Origin of the sequence: Pusillibacter faecalis (genome assembly GCF_018408705.1) — a bacterium.
In the GTDB taxonomy this organism is placed as follows: Bacteria; Bacillota; Clostridia; order Oscillospirales; family Oscillospiraceae; genus Oscillibacter; species Oscillibacter faecalis.
In genome coordinates this window covers 1,525,841-1,539,572 of sequence record NZ_AP023420.1, presented here as the reverse complement: position 1 = coordinate 1,539,572, position 13,732 = coordinate 1,525,841, and the positions used below count along the sequence as shown (strand labels likewise).

The following is a 13,732-nucleotide window of genomic DNA, read 5'->3' as shown; positions in this document are numbered from 1 at the left end:
CCCCGCATCCCAAGTAGAAAGGATTTTTAGTATATGGACAAGTTGTTCAATCCGGATGGCATCGCGGTGGTCGGTGCTTCTGCCAACCCAGCCAAAGCAGGCTTTGTGGCGATTCGGAACATGCGGGAGAAGGAATACCCAGGAAAGGTATTCCCCATCAATCCCAACGAAAAGGATATCTTAGGTTATCCCTGCCATGGGTCACTCAAGGATATCAAAGAGAATGTGGACCTGGTGGTTCTGATCATGCCCTCCCGGCTGATTTATGACGTGATGGACGATTTGGACCAGCGGATGGAGAGTAAGGGTGATGTGAAGTTCATCGTGTGTGCCGCTGCGGACTATGCCGAGACCAAGACCGGAGAAGGGATTGCCCGTCAGAAGCGACTAATGAAGACAGCGGAGAAGTACCATATCCGCGTAATCGGCCCCAACTGCATCGGTGTAATCGATAATCGCAGCCGGGTGGACACAACTTTTGTGGATACCGGTGTGCCGTTTTCAACCTTTGGCGCTCCCACTGGGATTACCTTCATCTCCCAGAGCGGCGCACTGGCCAGCGCGGTGCTAATGGAGGGAGCGGGGCGTGTAGTGCCTGTGCTCTACAATAAGTTCATCTCCATCGGCAACATGGCGGACATCGATTTTGTGGATCTGATTAACTATCTGGAGACCGACGGGACTACCAAGGTCATCGGCATCTACATGGAGGGCTATAAGGACGGACAGAAACTGGCGGAGACGCTAAAGCGGGCCAGCCTAAAAAAACCCATCGTGATCCTCAAGGTAGGCCGCAGCGCTCTCGGCGCCAACGCTGCCAATTCGCACACCGGGTCCATGGCCGGCTCGGACCAAGTCTATGACGCCGTATTCAAGCAGTGTGGAGTGATCCGGGTGGATACCATCGACGAGCTCATCGACACCATGCAGGCCTTTGATCAAATGCCTCTGCCTGCAGGCGGCAATACATTCCTGCTGACGCAGGCCGGCGGCCCTGGGATTTATTGCACGGACGCTATCTGCGCTGCAGATAGTCTTACGATGCCCAGTGTCAGTGAAAAAACTAGGGAAAAGCTAACGGCATCCCAACTGCCGATGGCCAACATCTGTCACCCGGAAGGGTATGCAGACATCACAGCATCTGCCTCGGTTAAGAACCATGTAGACGGCCTTCGTATCGTTCTGGAGGACGAAAACGTGGATGCTGCCGTGCTTGTCACAGTGGTCCCCACTTTTCTGCCACAGGAGGCGCTGGCGGAAGGATTCGTGGCACTGGACCACGAGACTCCAGCTGAGAAAAAGAAACCGGTCTACTACTGCGTGATGGCTGGTGCCTACACTACCAAGGCTCGGAAGATCATGGAGCGCAGTGGCCTATGCACTTTCAATACTCCGGAGAAGGCTGTGAAGGCAGCAGGCAATCTCTGCAAATATGCAATGTTCCGCAAAAGACACGGGGAGGAGAAGGCGCATGGGTAAGAAATCTCTCAACGAACTTGATAGCGCCGAGCTGCTGAGTTCTGCTGGCATCAACATGGTGAAGTCTGTCGTGCTGACAGAGGGCTCAGATGCCACGCTGAAGCAGACGGCAGAAGACCTGGGTTTCCCGGTGGTGATGAAGGTCCTTTCGGACGATATCCTTCACAAGACCGATTTGGGCTGCGTCTGCCTGGGAATCCATTCTGTGGAAGGAATGCATGAGGCTTATGAGACCATTCTGGAGAACGCCCGCAAGAATGCCCCCTCTGCCAGAGTCCAGGGTGTTGTAGTCCAGCAGATGCTGCCCAAGGGCTTTGAGGTTCTGCTGGGCGTGAGCACCGATCCTCAGTTCGGCCAGGTGCTGATGGTCGGTCTCGGCGGTATTTACGTGGAACTTCTGAAGGCGGTTTCCATGCGCATGGTTCCCATATCCCGGGCGGATGCGGAACAGATGATTGATGAAACCCCGCTGAAAATGGTCTGCAAGGGCCTGAGGGGTGTTCACTATAATCGGGAGGAAATCGTAGAGACGTTGCTCAACCTCTCAAAACTCTGCCAGAAGCACCCGGAGATTCGGGAAGTCGATGTGAACCCATTTATCCTGTACGGTGACCGGAAGGCCACCGCGGTGGACGCGATGGTCATTCTCGAGGACTGATATTCAATTGTTAGGAGGAATCTACATGAAAGAGATCAGGCTCCACGGTATTGGTGGGCTTGGCACCGTTAAGGCCGGCGAGATGTTAGTCCATGCCACCGTGGCTAGCGGAAAGTACGGCAACTCTACGCCGATGTTTGGCTTTGAACGGCAAGGTGCGCCTGTTACGTCCTTCGTGCGACTGAGCAACGAGAAAATCCGGGCGAAGAACCAAGTTTACAACCCAGATTGCACGCTAATCCTGGACCCAAGCCTGCTAATCTCCGCACCCGTTTTTGAGGGCATGAAGGAAGACTCCGTCGCCGTCCTGAACACTCAAGTCTCTGACGCACAGTCCCTCATCACAAGCCCTAATATCAAGCGTGTTGCCTGGTTGGATGCCACTACTATCGCCTTGGAGATGCTGGGCCGTCCCATCACAAACACCATCATGCTGGGCGCTTTTGTGAAGGCCACTGGCTGGGTCGACAAGGTGGAATTGGAAAAGGTGGTTCTCAAGTTCTTTGGCGAAAAGAATGTGGAAACATTCCGACGCGGCTACAATGATGTAAAACTGTTTGACTTCAGCTGATTGGGAGGTGGCATCATGGAGTTTATCAGTGAGTATATCGTTCCTATTGGCAAGGAAGGACTCAAGATTGTGGATACCGGCAAGTGGCGTACCAGAAAGCCGGTTCTGGATAAGAGCAAGTGTGTCAAATGCGGCGCCTGTCTCATGTACTGTCCCGTCAACTCCGTTCGTAAGGTGGCAGATGGCTCGTTTGAGATCAACTACGACTATTGCAAAGGCTGTGGCATTTGCGCCCACGAGTGCAAGAAGAAGGCAATTGCGATGGAGCTGGTGAAGGAGGAGAAATAATGGCTACTGTTAAGGTCATCAACGGAAATATGGCGGCAGCCATCGGCGCTAAGCTTTGCCGTCCTGATATCATTGCGGCGTACCCCATCACACCCCAGACACCCATTGTGGAGTATCTGGCGGACTTCGTGACTGGCGGTGAGTTGCATAGCACCGTCAGCGAGGTAGAGTCCGAGCTTTCCGCCATGAGCGTCGTGACGGGCGCATCTCTAGCTGGCTCCCGGGTTTTTACCGCCAGCGCTTCTCAGGGCCTTTCCCTAATGTATGAGCCCTATTTCCGGGCGTCCACCCTGCGTTTGCCTGTCGTGATGGCGGTGGCCAACCGTGAAATGATATCCCCCCAGACCCTGTGGGGTGGTCCCCAAGACTCTCTTACCGTGCGGGATGCTGGCTGGCTGCAGGTCTATGTGGAGGACAACCAGGAAATTTTGGACACCATGATCATGGCCTACCGCATGGCGGAAGACAAGAACGTTCTGCTGCCGGTGAACGTCTGCTTCGACGGCTTCTACCTCTCCCATATGTCCGAGCGGGTAGAGATCCCAGAACAGGAGCAGGTGGACGCTTTCCTGCCCACATATCATCCGGAGCACATTCTGCTGGATCCCCTGAAACCCATGGCAGTGGATCCGCTGACTACCGGTGCCCTCCTGACCGAGTACCGCATGAAGCACATGATGGCCCAGCAGAACGCGCTGAAGCTCTTTGAGAAGCTTGACAAGGAATATGGCAAGAAGTTCGGCCGTTCCTATGGCGGTGCGGTGGAGGCGTACCGCTGTGAGGATGCGGATTACATCCTTGTGACAATGGGCTCCATGGTGGGCGTTGCTAAGGATCGCGTGGATGAGGCCCGCCGCAACGGCATCAAGATTGGTCTTCTGAAACTGCGCATGATCCGTCCCTTCCCGGCTGAGCAGGTGGCGACGGTTCTGGCAGGCAGAAAGGCCTATGGTGTCATTGATCGCAACGTGTCCTTCGGCTGGAACACCGGCATCACCTACGAAGAGGTTTGCGCGGCCATGTACCGTGCCAACAGCTTCGTTCCGAACATTGCCTTTATTGCCGGTCTGGGCGGCGAGGATGTGACCGGAAAACACATTGACTGTGCCATCAAGATGATTGTTGAACAAGCCGGTAAGACTGAGTGTCATCCGACAATCTGGCTGAACCGGAAGGACATGGGTATCTGAAGAAGGGGGGAACTACCATGAATGTCATTGATAAACTGGCAACTTATGAGGACCAGATTTCTCCTGGTATCTCCGCCTGCGTTGGCTGCAACATCGAGCTGACTCTGCGCACCTGCATGAAGGTTCTGGGGCCCAACACGATCTTTGCGATCCCTCCCGGGTGTATGGGCGGTGTCGGCGTTGTGGGTTGGGACAAGCAGTCCGGTGCCAAAACTCCGGTGTTTTTCCCGCTGCTGGACAATGTGGCATCCATGCTGGCTGGCATTAAGCTGCACTATGAACACATTGGCCGCCATGTCAACGTGGTCGCCTTCGCTGGCGATGGTGCCTCTGTGGACGCCGGTATGCAGTGCCTCTCCGGCGCGGCGGAACGTGGAGACAAGCTGATCTATATCTGCTACGATAACGAGGGCTATATGAACACTGGCTATCAGCGTAGCGGCTCCACCTCCAAGGGCGCATGGACTTCCACTACGCCTGTCATCGACGGCCACGGCGGCAAGAAACAGAACAAGAAGGATTTTCCCATGATCATGGCCATGCATGACATCCCCTATATGGCCACCATGAGCCCTGCTTACATCCCGGATATGGTTAAGAAGCTGGAGAAGGCCATGCAGGTGGATAACGGCCTTGCGTATCTACATGTTTACAATCCCTGCGTCACCGGCTGGGGCTGTAAGTCCGACGAAAGTATCGAGGTGGCCCGCTTGGCTATCGAGACGAACTTCGCCCCGCTCTATGAGGTGGAAAACGGCAAGTTCTCCATGTCTGTCGTCGTAAAGAATCCGAAACCCGTGAGGGAGTTCGTGACCCGGTTTAAAAAGTTCCGTCACCTGACTGACGAGGATATCGAGGGACTTCAGCAGCTGACCGACGTCCGTTACGCAAGACTCCAGAAACTTTGCCAGGAGTAAGGTTTCAAACAACAGCATGCGAGGAAACGTTCAGGTAAGCACGCAAACATGTACCGTAGCGGTTCTACCCGCTAACGGAGAGTTTTTGTGCGCCTGAGCATATAAAGGAGAGCTGATTATGAAGATTCATTTTGTGGATCAGCAGTGGCTGGGCCCTGAAACGAAGAAGATTGAACAGGAAGCCTTTGAAAAGGCGGGCATGGAGATTGAATTTCATGACTGGGGCACGGAGGATGAGATTATCGCCGGGGCACAGGACGCTGACGCAGTCATGGTGGTGGCAGTCCCAATGTCTCGCCGAGTGATTGAGGCATTGCCTAAGCTGAAGTTCATCGGTCGGTGCGGCATCGGCTACGATTCTGTGGATTTAGACGCTGCGACAGAGCGCGGGATTCCTGTGTGCAACGTGCCAGACTACTGTGCGTATGAGGTGGCGTCCCAATCCTTCCTACTGGCTCTAACGCTGAAAAAGCACTTGCTGGATTTCGTGGCCCGGGGAAGGGCCGGCGCCTACGGACAGGGAGAAGGCCATATCGTACACCGTCTGTCTGATCAGGTGTTTGGCCAGATCGGTTTCGGTCGTATCGCCCGGGAGCAGGCTAAGATGGTTCGGGGCATGGGTATGGAGATACTGGTGTACGATCCTTTCCTCAAGGAGATCCAGATGGATGGTATCCGCCTTTGTAGCACGCTTGAAGAAGTCCTGCGCAACTCTGACATCGTCTCCATCAACACGGTACTCAATCCAGGCACTTATCACATGATTGGCATGAAAGAACTAAAGCAGATGAAGAAGGACTCTGTGATCGTGAATGTTTCCCGCGGAGCCATCATCAATACTGATGATTTACTGACGGCGCTACGGGAGGGAACGATTGGTGGCGCTGGCCTGGATGTCATTGAAGGCGAGCCTCTGCCCCCTAAGCATCCTGCCCACCAGATTCAGAACCTAATTTATACGCCGCATGTGGCAATGTATTCGGAAGAGGCGATGATCGATCTGCACCACAAGCTGACGCGGCAGGCGCTGGACGTTCTGTCCGGCAAGTGGACGGTGAATATTGTGAACCCAAAGGTCAGAGACGTGAAGGAGTTTCAGACTTAAGTTTTTTGACTGAACTGCTTGTATCAGTTACAAAAAGGGAGGACAAATATGAAAAAGAAAATGAAAAAGGCCATTTCGCTTGCACTTGCCACGATGATGAGCATACGCCTTTTGACTGCCTGCGGTAGTCAGAACAATACGCCCTCTTCTAATACCTCTTCCGGAGCTGAGAATGATGCCGGGAAAAAAATTGAAGTAAAGATTGCGCATGCGGGCACAGAAGACTCCCTCATGCACAAGGCTTGGGTAGTAGCTGCTGACTACATGGAAGCCAACGGCAATTTTGAGTGCAATATTTACCCCAACGGCACCTTGGGCTCTGATGTGGACTTGGCCCAGGCGGTTCAGGGCGGCGACATTCAAATGTCCGCCTGCTCCACCTCTAACCTGACCTCTTTCAACCAGGATTTGGAAGTTTTCTCTCTACCCTTCGCGTTTCCCAATGAGGAGACCGCTTATGCAGTCTTGGATGGAGATTTCGGCACTAAGATGCTTGACTCCATGGAAAATGCATGTGGTCTCAAGGGCTTAGGCTATTTTGAGAGTTGCACCTACCGTGAGTTGAGTTCCAACAAGGAAGTTCATACCCCTGCTGATTTGAAGGGTATGAAAGTGCGTGTGATGCAGAGCAATCTGCACATCGCTATTTGGGAGAGTCTGGGTGCCATTCCCTCTGCCATCGCCTTCGGCGAGCTCTATACAGCCTTGTCTCAGGGCACGGTGGATGCCCAGGATAACCCTTTGGAACTGGTGATTTCTCAGAAGTTCTATGAGGTTCAGAAGTACATCACCCTTACCAATCACATCTTCCAGGTAGGCATGGCCACCTGCAACCCCGCATGGTTCAACAGCCTTTCTGCTGAGGATCAGCAGGTTGTGATGGATGCTATCCGCGCCGGTGTGGAGTTCCAACGCAAAGAAGCAGCGGCTCAGAAGGAAAATTACATTACCACGCTGGAGGATGCCGGCTTGACCGTGATCACGCTGACCGACGCAGAACTGGCGGAGTTTCAGGCCCTTATGGGCAGTGCGGAAGATGTCATTGCTACCAATGTTGGCGCTGACCTTGTCGCTGAACTGAAGGATTCCATCAAGGCCGTATCTTAATGTACTGAGAGTGTGTTTCAATGGAGGAGGCGGAGCAGACCGAGATGGCAGAAACTGCATTTGCTACGCCTCTTTGTGCTGAGAAAGGGAAGTAAATGAAGAAAGTATTGTATTATCTAGATCATTACTTTGAAGAGGCGATACTTTCCTGTTTTGTGGCATACTTTGTGTTTGCCACAGCGCTGCAGGTTTTCGCACGTCTCGTGCTGAAAGTCTCCATGCCTTGGACAGAGGAAACCTCCCGCTATACGTTGATCTGGATGACATTTCTGGGGAGTTCTTTTGCGGCGAAGAAAGGAACCCATATCCGTGTCGATATCCTAGAAACGTCCATTCATAAGGGTCGCGGCATAGTCCGTGTGATTTCTTACGCCATCTTTCTGGTGTTCACTGTGGTCATGACGGTAGTGGGAATCCAGATCTGTGTTGATCTCTTGGCCATGCCGCAGTACAGCACGGTACTGCACATCCCCATGTTGTATATTTATCTAGCGCTCCCAGTGGGTATGGGGCTGACGACTTTCCGGGTTTTGCAGAAGATGTGGTGCCAGAGCGTTGCAAAAAAGAAGGGAGGTGAATGGAAATGACGGCTACAGTCGGGCTCCTGTTTTTAGTGTTTTTCTGTCTGCTGGCAATTGGCGTCCCGGTGCTGGCTTCCATTGGCTTGGGTGTGATTGCCAATAGCTTGATGGGCGGCGTGGTATCCTTGGCTTACATTGTCCGCAATATGGTACAGGCGCTGGATTCCTTCACGGTTCTGGCGGTACCTCTCTTTATCCTGGCCGGTGAGATCATGGGACAGGGCGGTATTTCCAAAAAGCTGTTCAATTTTGCCAATGCCTGTATGGGTAGATTCACCGGTGGCGTCCCCATGGCAACAGTGCTCACCTGTATGTTATTTGGTGCTATCTCCGGCTCCGGCCAGGCTACATTTGCGGCGGTAGGTAGCATCATGATCCCAGCCATGGAAGAACAGGGATATGATAAGACGTTTGTAACTGGCGTGACAGCTGCCTCCGGTGGCCTGGGTGTCTTAATCCCTCCCAGCCTACCTATGGTGATGTTTGCCATTACGGTAGGAACGGTCAGTATTGACTCCATGCTGACGGCGGGTATCATTCCAGGGGTCTTGTGCGGTACCGCCCTGATGATCTATTGTTACATTTATTGTAAGCGGCATCCGGTGAAGATCCATTGCCAGCAAGAGACAATGGGGATTTTTGAGAGCATCAAGGATGGCTTCTGGGCGCTCATGACGCCAGTGGTGATTTTAGGTGGTATTTATAGCGGACTCTTTACCGCCACAGAAGCCGCCGCAGTAGCTTGCGTGTATGCCTTGATCGTGTCCCTGTTCATCTACCGGACGGTCACTATCAAACAGCTCCCGGGCATCCTGTTGCGTGCTGCTGGACTCAACGCACCGATCCTAATTATCGTGGCGGCAGCCACTGTTCTGGGCCGGGCTTTGGCCATTCAGAATGTGCCAGAAGCCCTTGCAGCTGCAATCCTTTCCATCACTAACAGCAAGTGGATGATTATGTTGCTGCTGAATATCCTGCTATTGGTTGTCGGAATGTTGATGGAGACTCTGTCCGCTATCACTATCCTGGCACCGATTCTGATGCCGGTGGCGATGGGCGTCGGTGTGGATCCCATTCACTTTGGTGTCATTATGGTGGCAAACCTAGCTATTGGCTTTATTACCCCGCCGGTGGGCACGAATCTCTACACTGCGGCATCCATTACCGGGATTCCAGTGAAGAATCTTTGCAAAGCCATTATTGGGCCTGTGATCGCACTGCTGATCGCTCAACTTTTCCTGGTCTTAATCCCGCAGTTGTCCACTTTCCTGCCAGGACTGCTTTAACGGATGAAGATTAGGTGTGAAACTGGATTTGGCGCAGAAAGAATGTACCAGCGCAAGTGAAATTCTGACGGTTCAGATGACAAATAATACTTAGCACTTCCTGCCAATCGAGCGGCAGAGTCCCGATTTAAGGACTCTGCCGCTTGTCATGCCATCGGATGGTATTTTCCAGTGTGGCCCGATTTTATAGGACTTGCAGATAGCCGTCCCGCTTTTTTCGGCACCTGCAAGGTGGTCTCATCTGTGTGCAACACCTGCTCTTTGCAGAGTCGTTCGTGCAGAACACCGTAGATACCGAACTGCCTCATCAATGAGTTCGGCCTTCGGAGTCAGCAGTCAATCAGGCCCTCATGAATGTAGCGCAGGAATGCCCTGTGCAAATGTCTACCACACGCAATCATCGAGCCGAATGCGGGGCTGAGGCCGCATCAGGGTAAAACTGCTATACAGAAAATCAAAAGCCTTTCAAATGAGAGGCCTGCATTGCCGTCCTAAGATTCTTTCAGCCAGGTAACATACTCTTCCAGGGACATCTTACCGCTGTCACACTCTTTTTTTCTCTGGCGCGTTCGCCCCAGGCGTATAGTTTTTCCGGCAGGCTTTTCCCGGACTTCGTCCAGGCAAACCGCTTTTTGTGTTCCCAGCAGTATATCTTGAAGATATCGTCCGTATCTTTTTTCCGTGTCCACGATGAAAGCAATATTTATATGAAGGCATCTGTGAACGGGCTAGTATACATCCATCAAAACCACTGGAAAGACAATCAAGCGCCCAAGAATGTGAAAAAAGAAGGATTCCGGGGGAAAGAGCAATCGAAGTTCGGTGATGAGTACTCGGAACCGTTCAACACGATTTACCTTGCCCGCCAGGATAATACAGCGGTAACGATCGAAGTTTTAGAAAGGGATGGGACTTCCGGGGATGATACTATGGGTATTCTGACTGCCACACCCGCGCTAGTGGAGACTGTTGTATGGACAAATCAGCTTCCCTCGACAGGAGAAGCAGGGATATCTGCTATTGTAGAAACTCGATAGTCAAGATCATGAAAATGGTTTTAGCTTCCGCACTAGTTACCTTCGAAAGGGTGCAACCCCAGCAAAAGAAACACCCGGCTATGGGGAGAAAAAGAGCTTATAGCGAAGAGCGAGGTAAAGAAGAAAAAGTCCCCGAGTTGACGTGAGCAAAGGTTTGCCGACTAAACTCACGCCAACCAGAAACTCATTCATGACAAGATGTAAAGCTGCCAATTTGAAAAGACTCGCAATTGATAGATTCGGCCCGTTTACGGGCAGTAGGGCAAGTGATGCGAGTGAAAACTTTTTCGACGCGCCTTGAGACACCTGCCGGTATTATGCCCTGATAGGGCTTACACAAGCCTTCGGCTTAGCCGGAGGTTTTGACTATCGCATCAATGCAAGCTATGTCATAAATTCGTTCCGAGAAATCTTACCTGCATCGCAGGCAGCTCTCATCTCTCTGAATTTCCTGCTCCAGGCATAGAATTCCTCCGCAGGAAGTGTTCCGGCTTTCATTCTGGCAAACCGTTTCTTGTACTCCCAACCCTGGAATACATCGTCACCTTTTTTGCTGAGCGTCCACTGGGCGATAGCCCCCACCTCCTTGTAGGTGCGGCCTCGGCTGTCAAAGGGGCGGCTGCAATACTCTACCGTAGCGCGGCCCGTCATAGCAAAATATCTTCCGCAGTTTTTGCACACCCGCATCTCCCCCCCGTTTGACGCACTCGCGGAGATGATAGGCGATCAAATCATACATGGAACCAGGCTCCAATACTTCTGTGAACACCTCTTCGTTGACCAGTTCAAAGCTGACAGGCTGCGGATAAAAGCGGAACGCACCCTCTCCAGCGGCCGTATAATATGCGGCCATTCGCTGTGGAACCACGTCTGTGCCGGTGTCTATATCCAAAACGTCCTTGAATAGGTCGGTGATCTGTGACTGCATAAGCCGCAGTGTCTCAGGCAGATCATACAGATATTTTCGAGGAAGGATATCTTCCGTATACTGCTCACGCCGCCAGAGTTCATACTCGCTAAGGAAAGTACTTCCAGGACTACATCGTGACTGCGATGTACGAGCGTACCAACGTGGAAGAAACCGCCGTGCTGGTCAACTAAGGCCGCAGGGCAAGTGTATGACGTGGGGCAGAAATATTTCAGGAAGGGTGGTGAAGGTGATCCATACCCAGACCGGCAAACATTTCGACATCCCTATTAAAAAGGAAAGCCGCCGAAACTGCTGCAACAGTCCGGCGGCGCGCCACGTTTCGAAAAACGCAGACCCCATCTGCAAACAGTCTAACAGAGAGACATTCGGAACACAAGAAAAACCAGGGGGTCAACCCTAAGAAAGGAGGCTTTTATGAGCCAAAAAGAGAAATTCGCCCTTTACCTGACGCCGGAGATGAAGGCGCGGCTGGAGCGGCATTATATGGAAGACGGCAGTTGCAGTCTCACCGGATTTATCGAGAACGCCATCAACTTCTATCTGGACTATCTCAGTGCCAACAACGCCGGACTGTTTCTCCCGTCCTCAGTGCAGTCTTATCTGGATGGACGGCAGGATCAGCTAGAGCAGCGGGACGGTGATGATGGATGATGGCGAGACTGATCGTCAAAAGTCCGTATATCCAGTGTGGCAAACAAAACGCCAGAGGGTATCTCTGCTACATTACGACGCGGGAATGGGTGTGGAGATCATCCCGGATGACCGTCCGCCCACCCCGGCTCATCACCCTGGCCTTGGAGGAACACTGGAAGCAGGTGCAGCAGACGGATGGTTACCTGAAGCACATCGCAACGCGGCCCCGTGCGGAGCGCTTGGGAGATCACGGTCTGTTCAGTGATGCGGACTATGTGAGTCTCAGCGCTGCCATGCCTGAACTGGAGCACGACACCGGCAACGTCTGGACCCATATCCTTTCGCTGTACCGGGAAGACGCGGAACGTCTTGGCTACAACAATGCGCAGGCAGGGTAGGCCCTGCTCCGTGCTCACCGCAATGACATTGCGGCAACTACGCACATCCCGCCTCAGGATTTCCGGTGATACGCGGCGTTCCATGATGAGGGGCATCATCCCCACGTTCACATGATGGCGTGGTCGGTGAAACCGGGGCAGGCACATCTGGACAAAGACAGCATCCGGCAGATTAAGTCCCCGCTCACCAACGACATCTTCCAACAAGAGCTTCTGGCAGACCAGCCGCCGTACAACTTTGAAAACGAAGATGAACAGCGGGCCTGTGAGCTGGCAGGAAGGGAGAGATGATGGATGGGGAAGAAACGTGTCAACGGCGAGGGCAGCAGTCGTAAATGGAAGGATGGCCGGTGGGAGGGATTCTACACGGCCTCCTATGACCCGGAGACTGGGAAGCAGAAAATTAAGAATGTACTGGGGAAGACTCAGGCGAAGGTCAAGGAGAAGCCGAAAAAGGCCATCGCGGACAGTCAGCGGCTGGACATGAACCGCAGCGGTACCCATACGGTGAACAGCTGGGGGCAGATGTGATGCGAGGTCTATGCCGAGTCCCGGCTTTGGGAGAACACCAAGGACTACTATCTGAACTACATCAATAACCACATCATCCCCCAACTGGAGGACGCAAGCTGGACAAGCTTACCACGATCCAAATCCAGAAGTTCTACAACGCTCTCCAGAAGAACGGGCGAGTACAGCGGAGCACATCGAACTGAAAAACAAAGGCCTGAGCGTCCGGGTAGCCCACGGCATCCATACCTTGCTGAACAACTGCCTGGAGCAGGCGGTGGCAGAGCGGCTGATCCTGGTGAACCCCGCCAGGGGCTGCAAACTGCCGAAGATGGAAAAGCGGGAGATAAAGGTCCTGCCGGAAGAGAAGATCCGACCCTATCTGATGGAGGCGGACAAGCGGGGATTACTGGCTCCTTTCTATCTGGAGCTGACCACGGGACTGCGGCGGGGAGAACTGCTGGCCCTTCTCTGGACGGACCTGGACGTGGAGAACCGAACCATCTCCATCACGAAGCAGGTGACCCGCACCAAGGGAGAACTGGTGGTGAGCCAGCCCAAGACCCACAATTCCATCCGATCCTGCCGGTCTCGCAGCAGGCGGTGGACCTAATGGTAGAGGAACACAAGAGGCATCCTGGAACTCCATACATGCTTCCGTCACCCAAGACGGGCAGGATATTCGATCCGGACTCCTTCCGGCACACCCATGAGAAGATCCTCAAGGACATCGGTGCGGAACACATCCGCTTCCACGATCTCAAGCATACCTTCGCAACCTTGTCGCTGAAGAACGGCGTGGATGTGAAGACCCTGTCCAGCACCCTGGGGCATTACAGTGCGGGCTTCATGCTCAGCACCTACACCCACGCCACGCCGGAGATAATGCGGGAAGCGGCGGATACCATGGGAAATGTGATAGGGAAGGCAATGTAAAATAATGCGGGGAGATATAAGCCTGAAAAAACAAAATCTCTACAATATTGAAAGAGTACGAAAAAAACAAGTGAGGAGAGCTTTACAACGGGCCTTTCATCGAAC

17 protein-coding genes and 1 pseudogene are annotated in these 13,732 nt (G+C 53.0%); 16 read left to right on the top strand and 2 right to left on the bottom strand.

Features of this window, described 5'->3' with window-relative positions; all coding sequences use genetic code 11:
• The first annotated feature begins 33 nt into the window (after positions 1 to 33).
• The 11 genes from KJS55_RS07790 (at position 34) to KJS55_RS07740 (ending at position 10,365) form a co-directional block, all read left to right on the top strand.
• Positions 34 to 1,479 carry an acetate--CoA ligase family protein gene (locus KJS55_RS07790; RefSeq protein WP_213543064.1) on the top strand — a complete coding sequence of 482 codons (1,446 nt, stop codon included), beginning with the start codon at positions 34 to 36 and terminating at the stop codon, positions 1,477 to 1,479.
• The gene (locus KJS55_RS07785) at positions 1,472 to 2,137 is read left to right on the top strand and encodes an acetate--CoA ligase family protein (protein WP_213543063.1); all 666 of its coding nucleotides are present in this window, start codon (positions 1,472 to 1,474) and stop codon (positions 2,135 to 2,137) included. Before KJS55_RS07790 ends, KJS55_RS07785 begins: the two co-directional genes overlap by 8 nt.
• Before the next feature lie 25 nt (positions 2,138 to 2,162).
• Positions 2,163 to 2,708: a 2-oxoacid:acceptor oxidoreductase family protein gene (locus KJS55_RS07780; protein WP_213543062.1), complete on the top strand. Its 546-nt coding sequence runs from the start codon at positions 2,163 to 2,165 to the stop codon at positions 2,706 to 2,708.
• 15 nt (positions 2,709 to 2,723) lie between these two features.
• On the top strand, positions 2,724 to 2,996 hold the full coding sequence (locus KJS55_RS07775; RefSeq protein WP_213543061.1) for a 4Fe-4S binding protein: 273 nt from the start codon (positions 2,724 to 2,726) through the stop codon (positions 2,994 to 2,996).
• Entirely contained in the window at positions 2,996 to 4,186 is a 1,191-nt protein-coding gene (locus KJS55_RS07770; protein ID WP_213543060.1) for a transketolase C-terminal domain-containing protein, read from the top strand. Before KJS55_RS07775 ends, KJS55_RS07770 begins: the two co-directional genes overlap by 1 nt.
• A 17-nt stretch (positions 4,187 to 4,203) precedes the next feature.
• Positions 4,204 to 5,103 (top strand): thiamine pyrophosphate-dependent enzyme, encoded by a 900-nt coding sequence (locus KJS55_RS07765; protein ID WP_213543059.1) that lies wholly within the window; start codon positions 4,204 to 4,206, stop codon positions 5,101 to 5,103.
• 118 nt (positions 5,104 to 5,221) lie between these two features.
• On the top strand, positions 5,222 to 6,208 hold the full coding sequence (locus KJS55_RS07760) for a C-terminal binding protein (protein WP_213543058.1): 987 nt from the start codon (positions 5,222 to 5,224) through the stop codon (positions 6,206 to 6,208).
• Positions 6,209 to 6,256: 48 nt separating this feature from the next.
• The gene (locus KJS55_RS07755) at positions 6,257 to 7,315 is read left to right on the top strand and encodes a TRAP transporter substrate-binding protein (protein WP_213543057.1); all 1,059 of its coding nucleotides are present in this window, start codon (positions 6,257 to 6,259) and stop codon (positions 7,313 to 7,315) included.
• 95 nt (positions 7,316 to 7,410) lie between these two features.
• Positions 7,411 to 7,902 (top strand): TRAP transporter small permease, encoded by a 492-nt coding sequence (locus KJS55_RS07750; protein WP_213543056.1) that lies wholly within the window; start codon positions 7,411 to 7,413, stop codon positions 7,900 to 7,902.
• Complete coding sequence (locus tag KJS55_RS07745) at positions 7,899 to 9,182, top strand: TRAP transporter large permease (RefSeq protein ID WP_213543055.1); 1,284 nt, start codon at positions 7,899 to 7,901, stop codon at positions 9,180 to 9,182. The genes KJS55_RS07750 and KJS55_RS07745 overlap by 4 nt, the downstream gene beginning before the upstream one ends.
• A gap of 973 nt (positions 9,183 to 10,155) precedes the next feature.
• On the top strand, positions 10,156 to 10,365 hold the full coding sequence (locus KJS55_RS07740) for a hypothetical protein (protein WP_213543054.1): 210 nt from the start codon (positions 10,156 to 10,158) through the stop codon (positions 10,363 to 10,365).
• Between the two features lie 238 nt (positions 10,366 to 10,603).
• Here KJS55_RS07740 and KJS55_RS17665 read toward each other — a convergent pair whose 3' ends face one another.
• Together KJS55_RS17665 and KJS55_RS07735 are read right to left on the bottom strand one after the other, a co-directional pair.
• The gene (locus KJS55_RS17665) at positions 10,604 to 10,870 is read right to left on the bottom strand and encodes a hypothetical protein (protein WP_228300491.1); all 267 of its coding nucleotides are present in this window, start codon (positions 10,868 to 10,870) and stop codon (positions 10,604 to 10,606) included.
• Positions 10,827 to 11,147 carry a hypothetical protein gene (locus tag KJS55_RS07735; protein ID WP_213543053.1) on the bottom strand — a complete coding sequence of 107 codons (321 nt, stop codon included), beginning with the start codon at positions 11,145 to 11,147 and terminating at the stop codon, positions 10,827 to 10,829. The genes KJS55_RS17665 and KJS55_RS07735 overlap by 44 nt, the downstream gene beginning before the upstream one ends.
• Positions 11,148 to 11,564: 417 nt before the next feature.
• Between KJS55_RS07735 and KJS55_RS07730 the strand changes: the two genes are divergently transcribed.
• From KJS55_RS07730 to KJS55_RS17320, 5 genes and pseudogenes are all read left to right on the top strand, one after another.
• Positions 11,565 to 11,801 carry a hypothetical protein gene (locus KJS55_RS07730; RefSeq protein ID WP_228300490.1) on the top strand — a complete coding sequence of 79 codons (237 nt, stop codon included), beginning with the start codon at positions 11,565 to 11,567 and terminating at the stop codon, positions 11,799 to 11,801.
• Positions 11,798 to 12,472, top strand: a pseudogene (gene mobP3 / locus KJS55_RS07725) (MobP3 family relaxase). Before KJS55_RS07730 ends, mobP3 begins: the two are co-directional and overlap by 4 nt.
• Positions 12,473 to 12,475: 3 nt before the next feature.
• Positions 12,476 to 12,712 (top strand): hypothetical protein, encoded by a 237-nt coding sequence (locus KJS55_RS17330; RefSeq protein ID WP_228300489.1) that lies wholly within the window; start codon positions 12,476 to 12,478, stop codon positions 12,710 to 12,712.
• A gap of 229 nt (positions 12,713 to 12,941) precedes the next feature.
• A complete protein-coding gene (locus KJS55_RS17325; protein WP_228300488.1) occupies positions 12,942 to 13,304 on the top strand; it encodes a site-specific integrase in 363 nt (120 codons plus the stop codon).
• On the top strand, positions 13,304 to 13,627 hold the full coding sequence (locus tag KJS55_RS17320) for a tyrosine-type recombinase/integrase (protein ID WP_229600193.1): 324 nt from the start codon (positions 13,304 to 13,306) through the stop codon (positions 13,625 to 13,627). The genes KJS55_RS17325 and KJS55_RS17320 overlap by 1 nt, the downstream gene beginning before the upstream one ends.
• Positions 13,628 to 13,732 lie beyond the last annotated feature (105 nt).

Bases quoted from the DNA above. Each gene is read 5' to 3' on its own strand.
- KJS55_RS07790 (WP_213543064.1), top strand. From the start codon at position 34: ATGGACAAGTTGTTCAATCCGGATGGCATCGCGGTGGTCGGTGCTTCT.
- KJS55_RS07785 (WP_213543063.1), top strand. From the start codon at position 1,472: ATGGGTAAGAAATCTCTCAACGAACTTGATAGCGCCGAGCTGCTGAGT.
- KJS55_RS07780 (WP_213543062.1), top strand. From the start codon at position 2,163: ATGAAAGAGATCAGGCTCCACGGTATTGGTGGGCTTGGCACCGTTAAG.
- KJS55_RS07775 (WP_213543061.1), top strand. From the start codon at position 2,724: ATGGAGTTTATCAGTGAGTATATCGTTCCTATTGGCAAGGAAGGACTC.
- KJS55_RS07770 (WP_213543060.1), top strand. From the start codon at position 2,996: ATGGCTACTGTTAAGGTCATCAACGGAAATATGGCGGCAGCCATCGGC.
- KJS55_RS07765 (WP_213543059.1), top strand. From the start codon at position 4,204: ATGAATGTCATTGATAAACTGGCAACTTATGAGGACCAGATTTCTCCT.
- KJS55_RS07760 (WP_213543058.1), top strand. From the start codon at position 5,222: ATGAAGATTCATTTTGTGGATCAGCAGTGGCTGGGCCCTGAAACGAAG.
- KJS55_RS07755 (WP_213543057.1), top strand. From the start codon at position 6,257: ATGAAAAAGAAAATGAAAAAGGCCATTTCGCTTGCACTTGCCACGATG.
- KJS55_RS07750 (WP_213543056.1), top strand. From the start codon at position 7,411: ATGAAGAAAGTATTGTATTATCTAGATCATTACTTTGAAGAGGCGATA.
- KJS55_RS07745 (WP_213543055.1), top strand. From the start codon at position 7,899: ATGACGGCTACAGTCGGGCTCCTGTTTTTAGTGTTTTTCTGTCTGCTG.
- KJS55_RS07740 (WP_213543054.1), top strand. From the start codon at position 10,156: ATGGACAAATCAGCTTCCCTCGACAGGAGAAGCAGGGATATCTGCTAT.
- KJS55_RS17665 (WP_228300491.1), bottom strand. From the start codon at position 10,870: ATGACGGGCCGCGCTACGGTAGAGTATTGCAGCCGCCCCTTTGACAGC.
- KJS55_RS07735 (WP_213543053.1), bottom strand. From the start codon at position 11,147: ATGCAGTCACAGATCACCGACCTATTCAAGGACGTTTTGGATATAGAC.
- KJS55_RS07730 (WP_228300490.1), top strand. From the start codon at position 11,565: ATGAGCCAAAAAGAGAAATTCGCCCTTTACCTGACGCCGGAGATGAAG.
- KJS55_RS17330 (WP_228300489.1), top strand. From the start codon at position 12,476: ATGGGGAAGAAACGTGTCAACGGCGAGGGCAGCAGTCGTAAATGGAAG.
- KJS55_RS17320 (WP_229600193.1), top strand. From the start codon at position 13,304: ATGGTAGAGGAACACAAGAGGCATCCTGGAACTCCATACATGCTTCCG.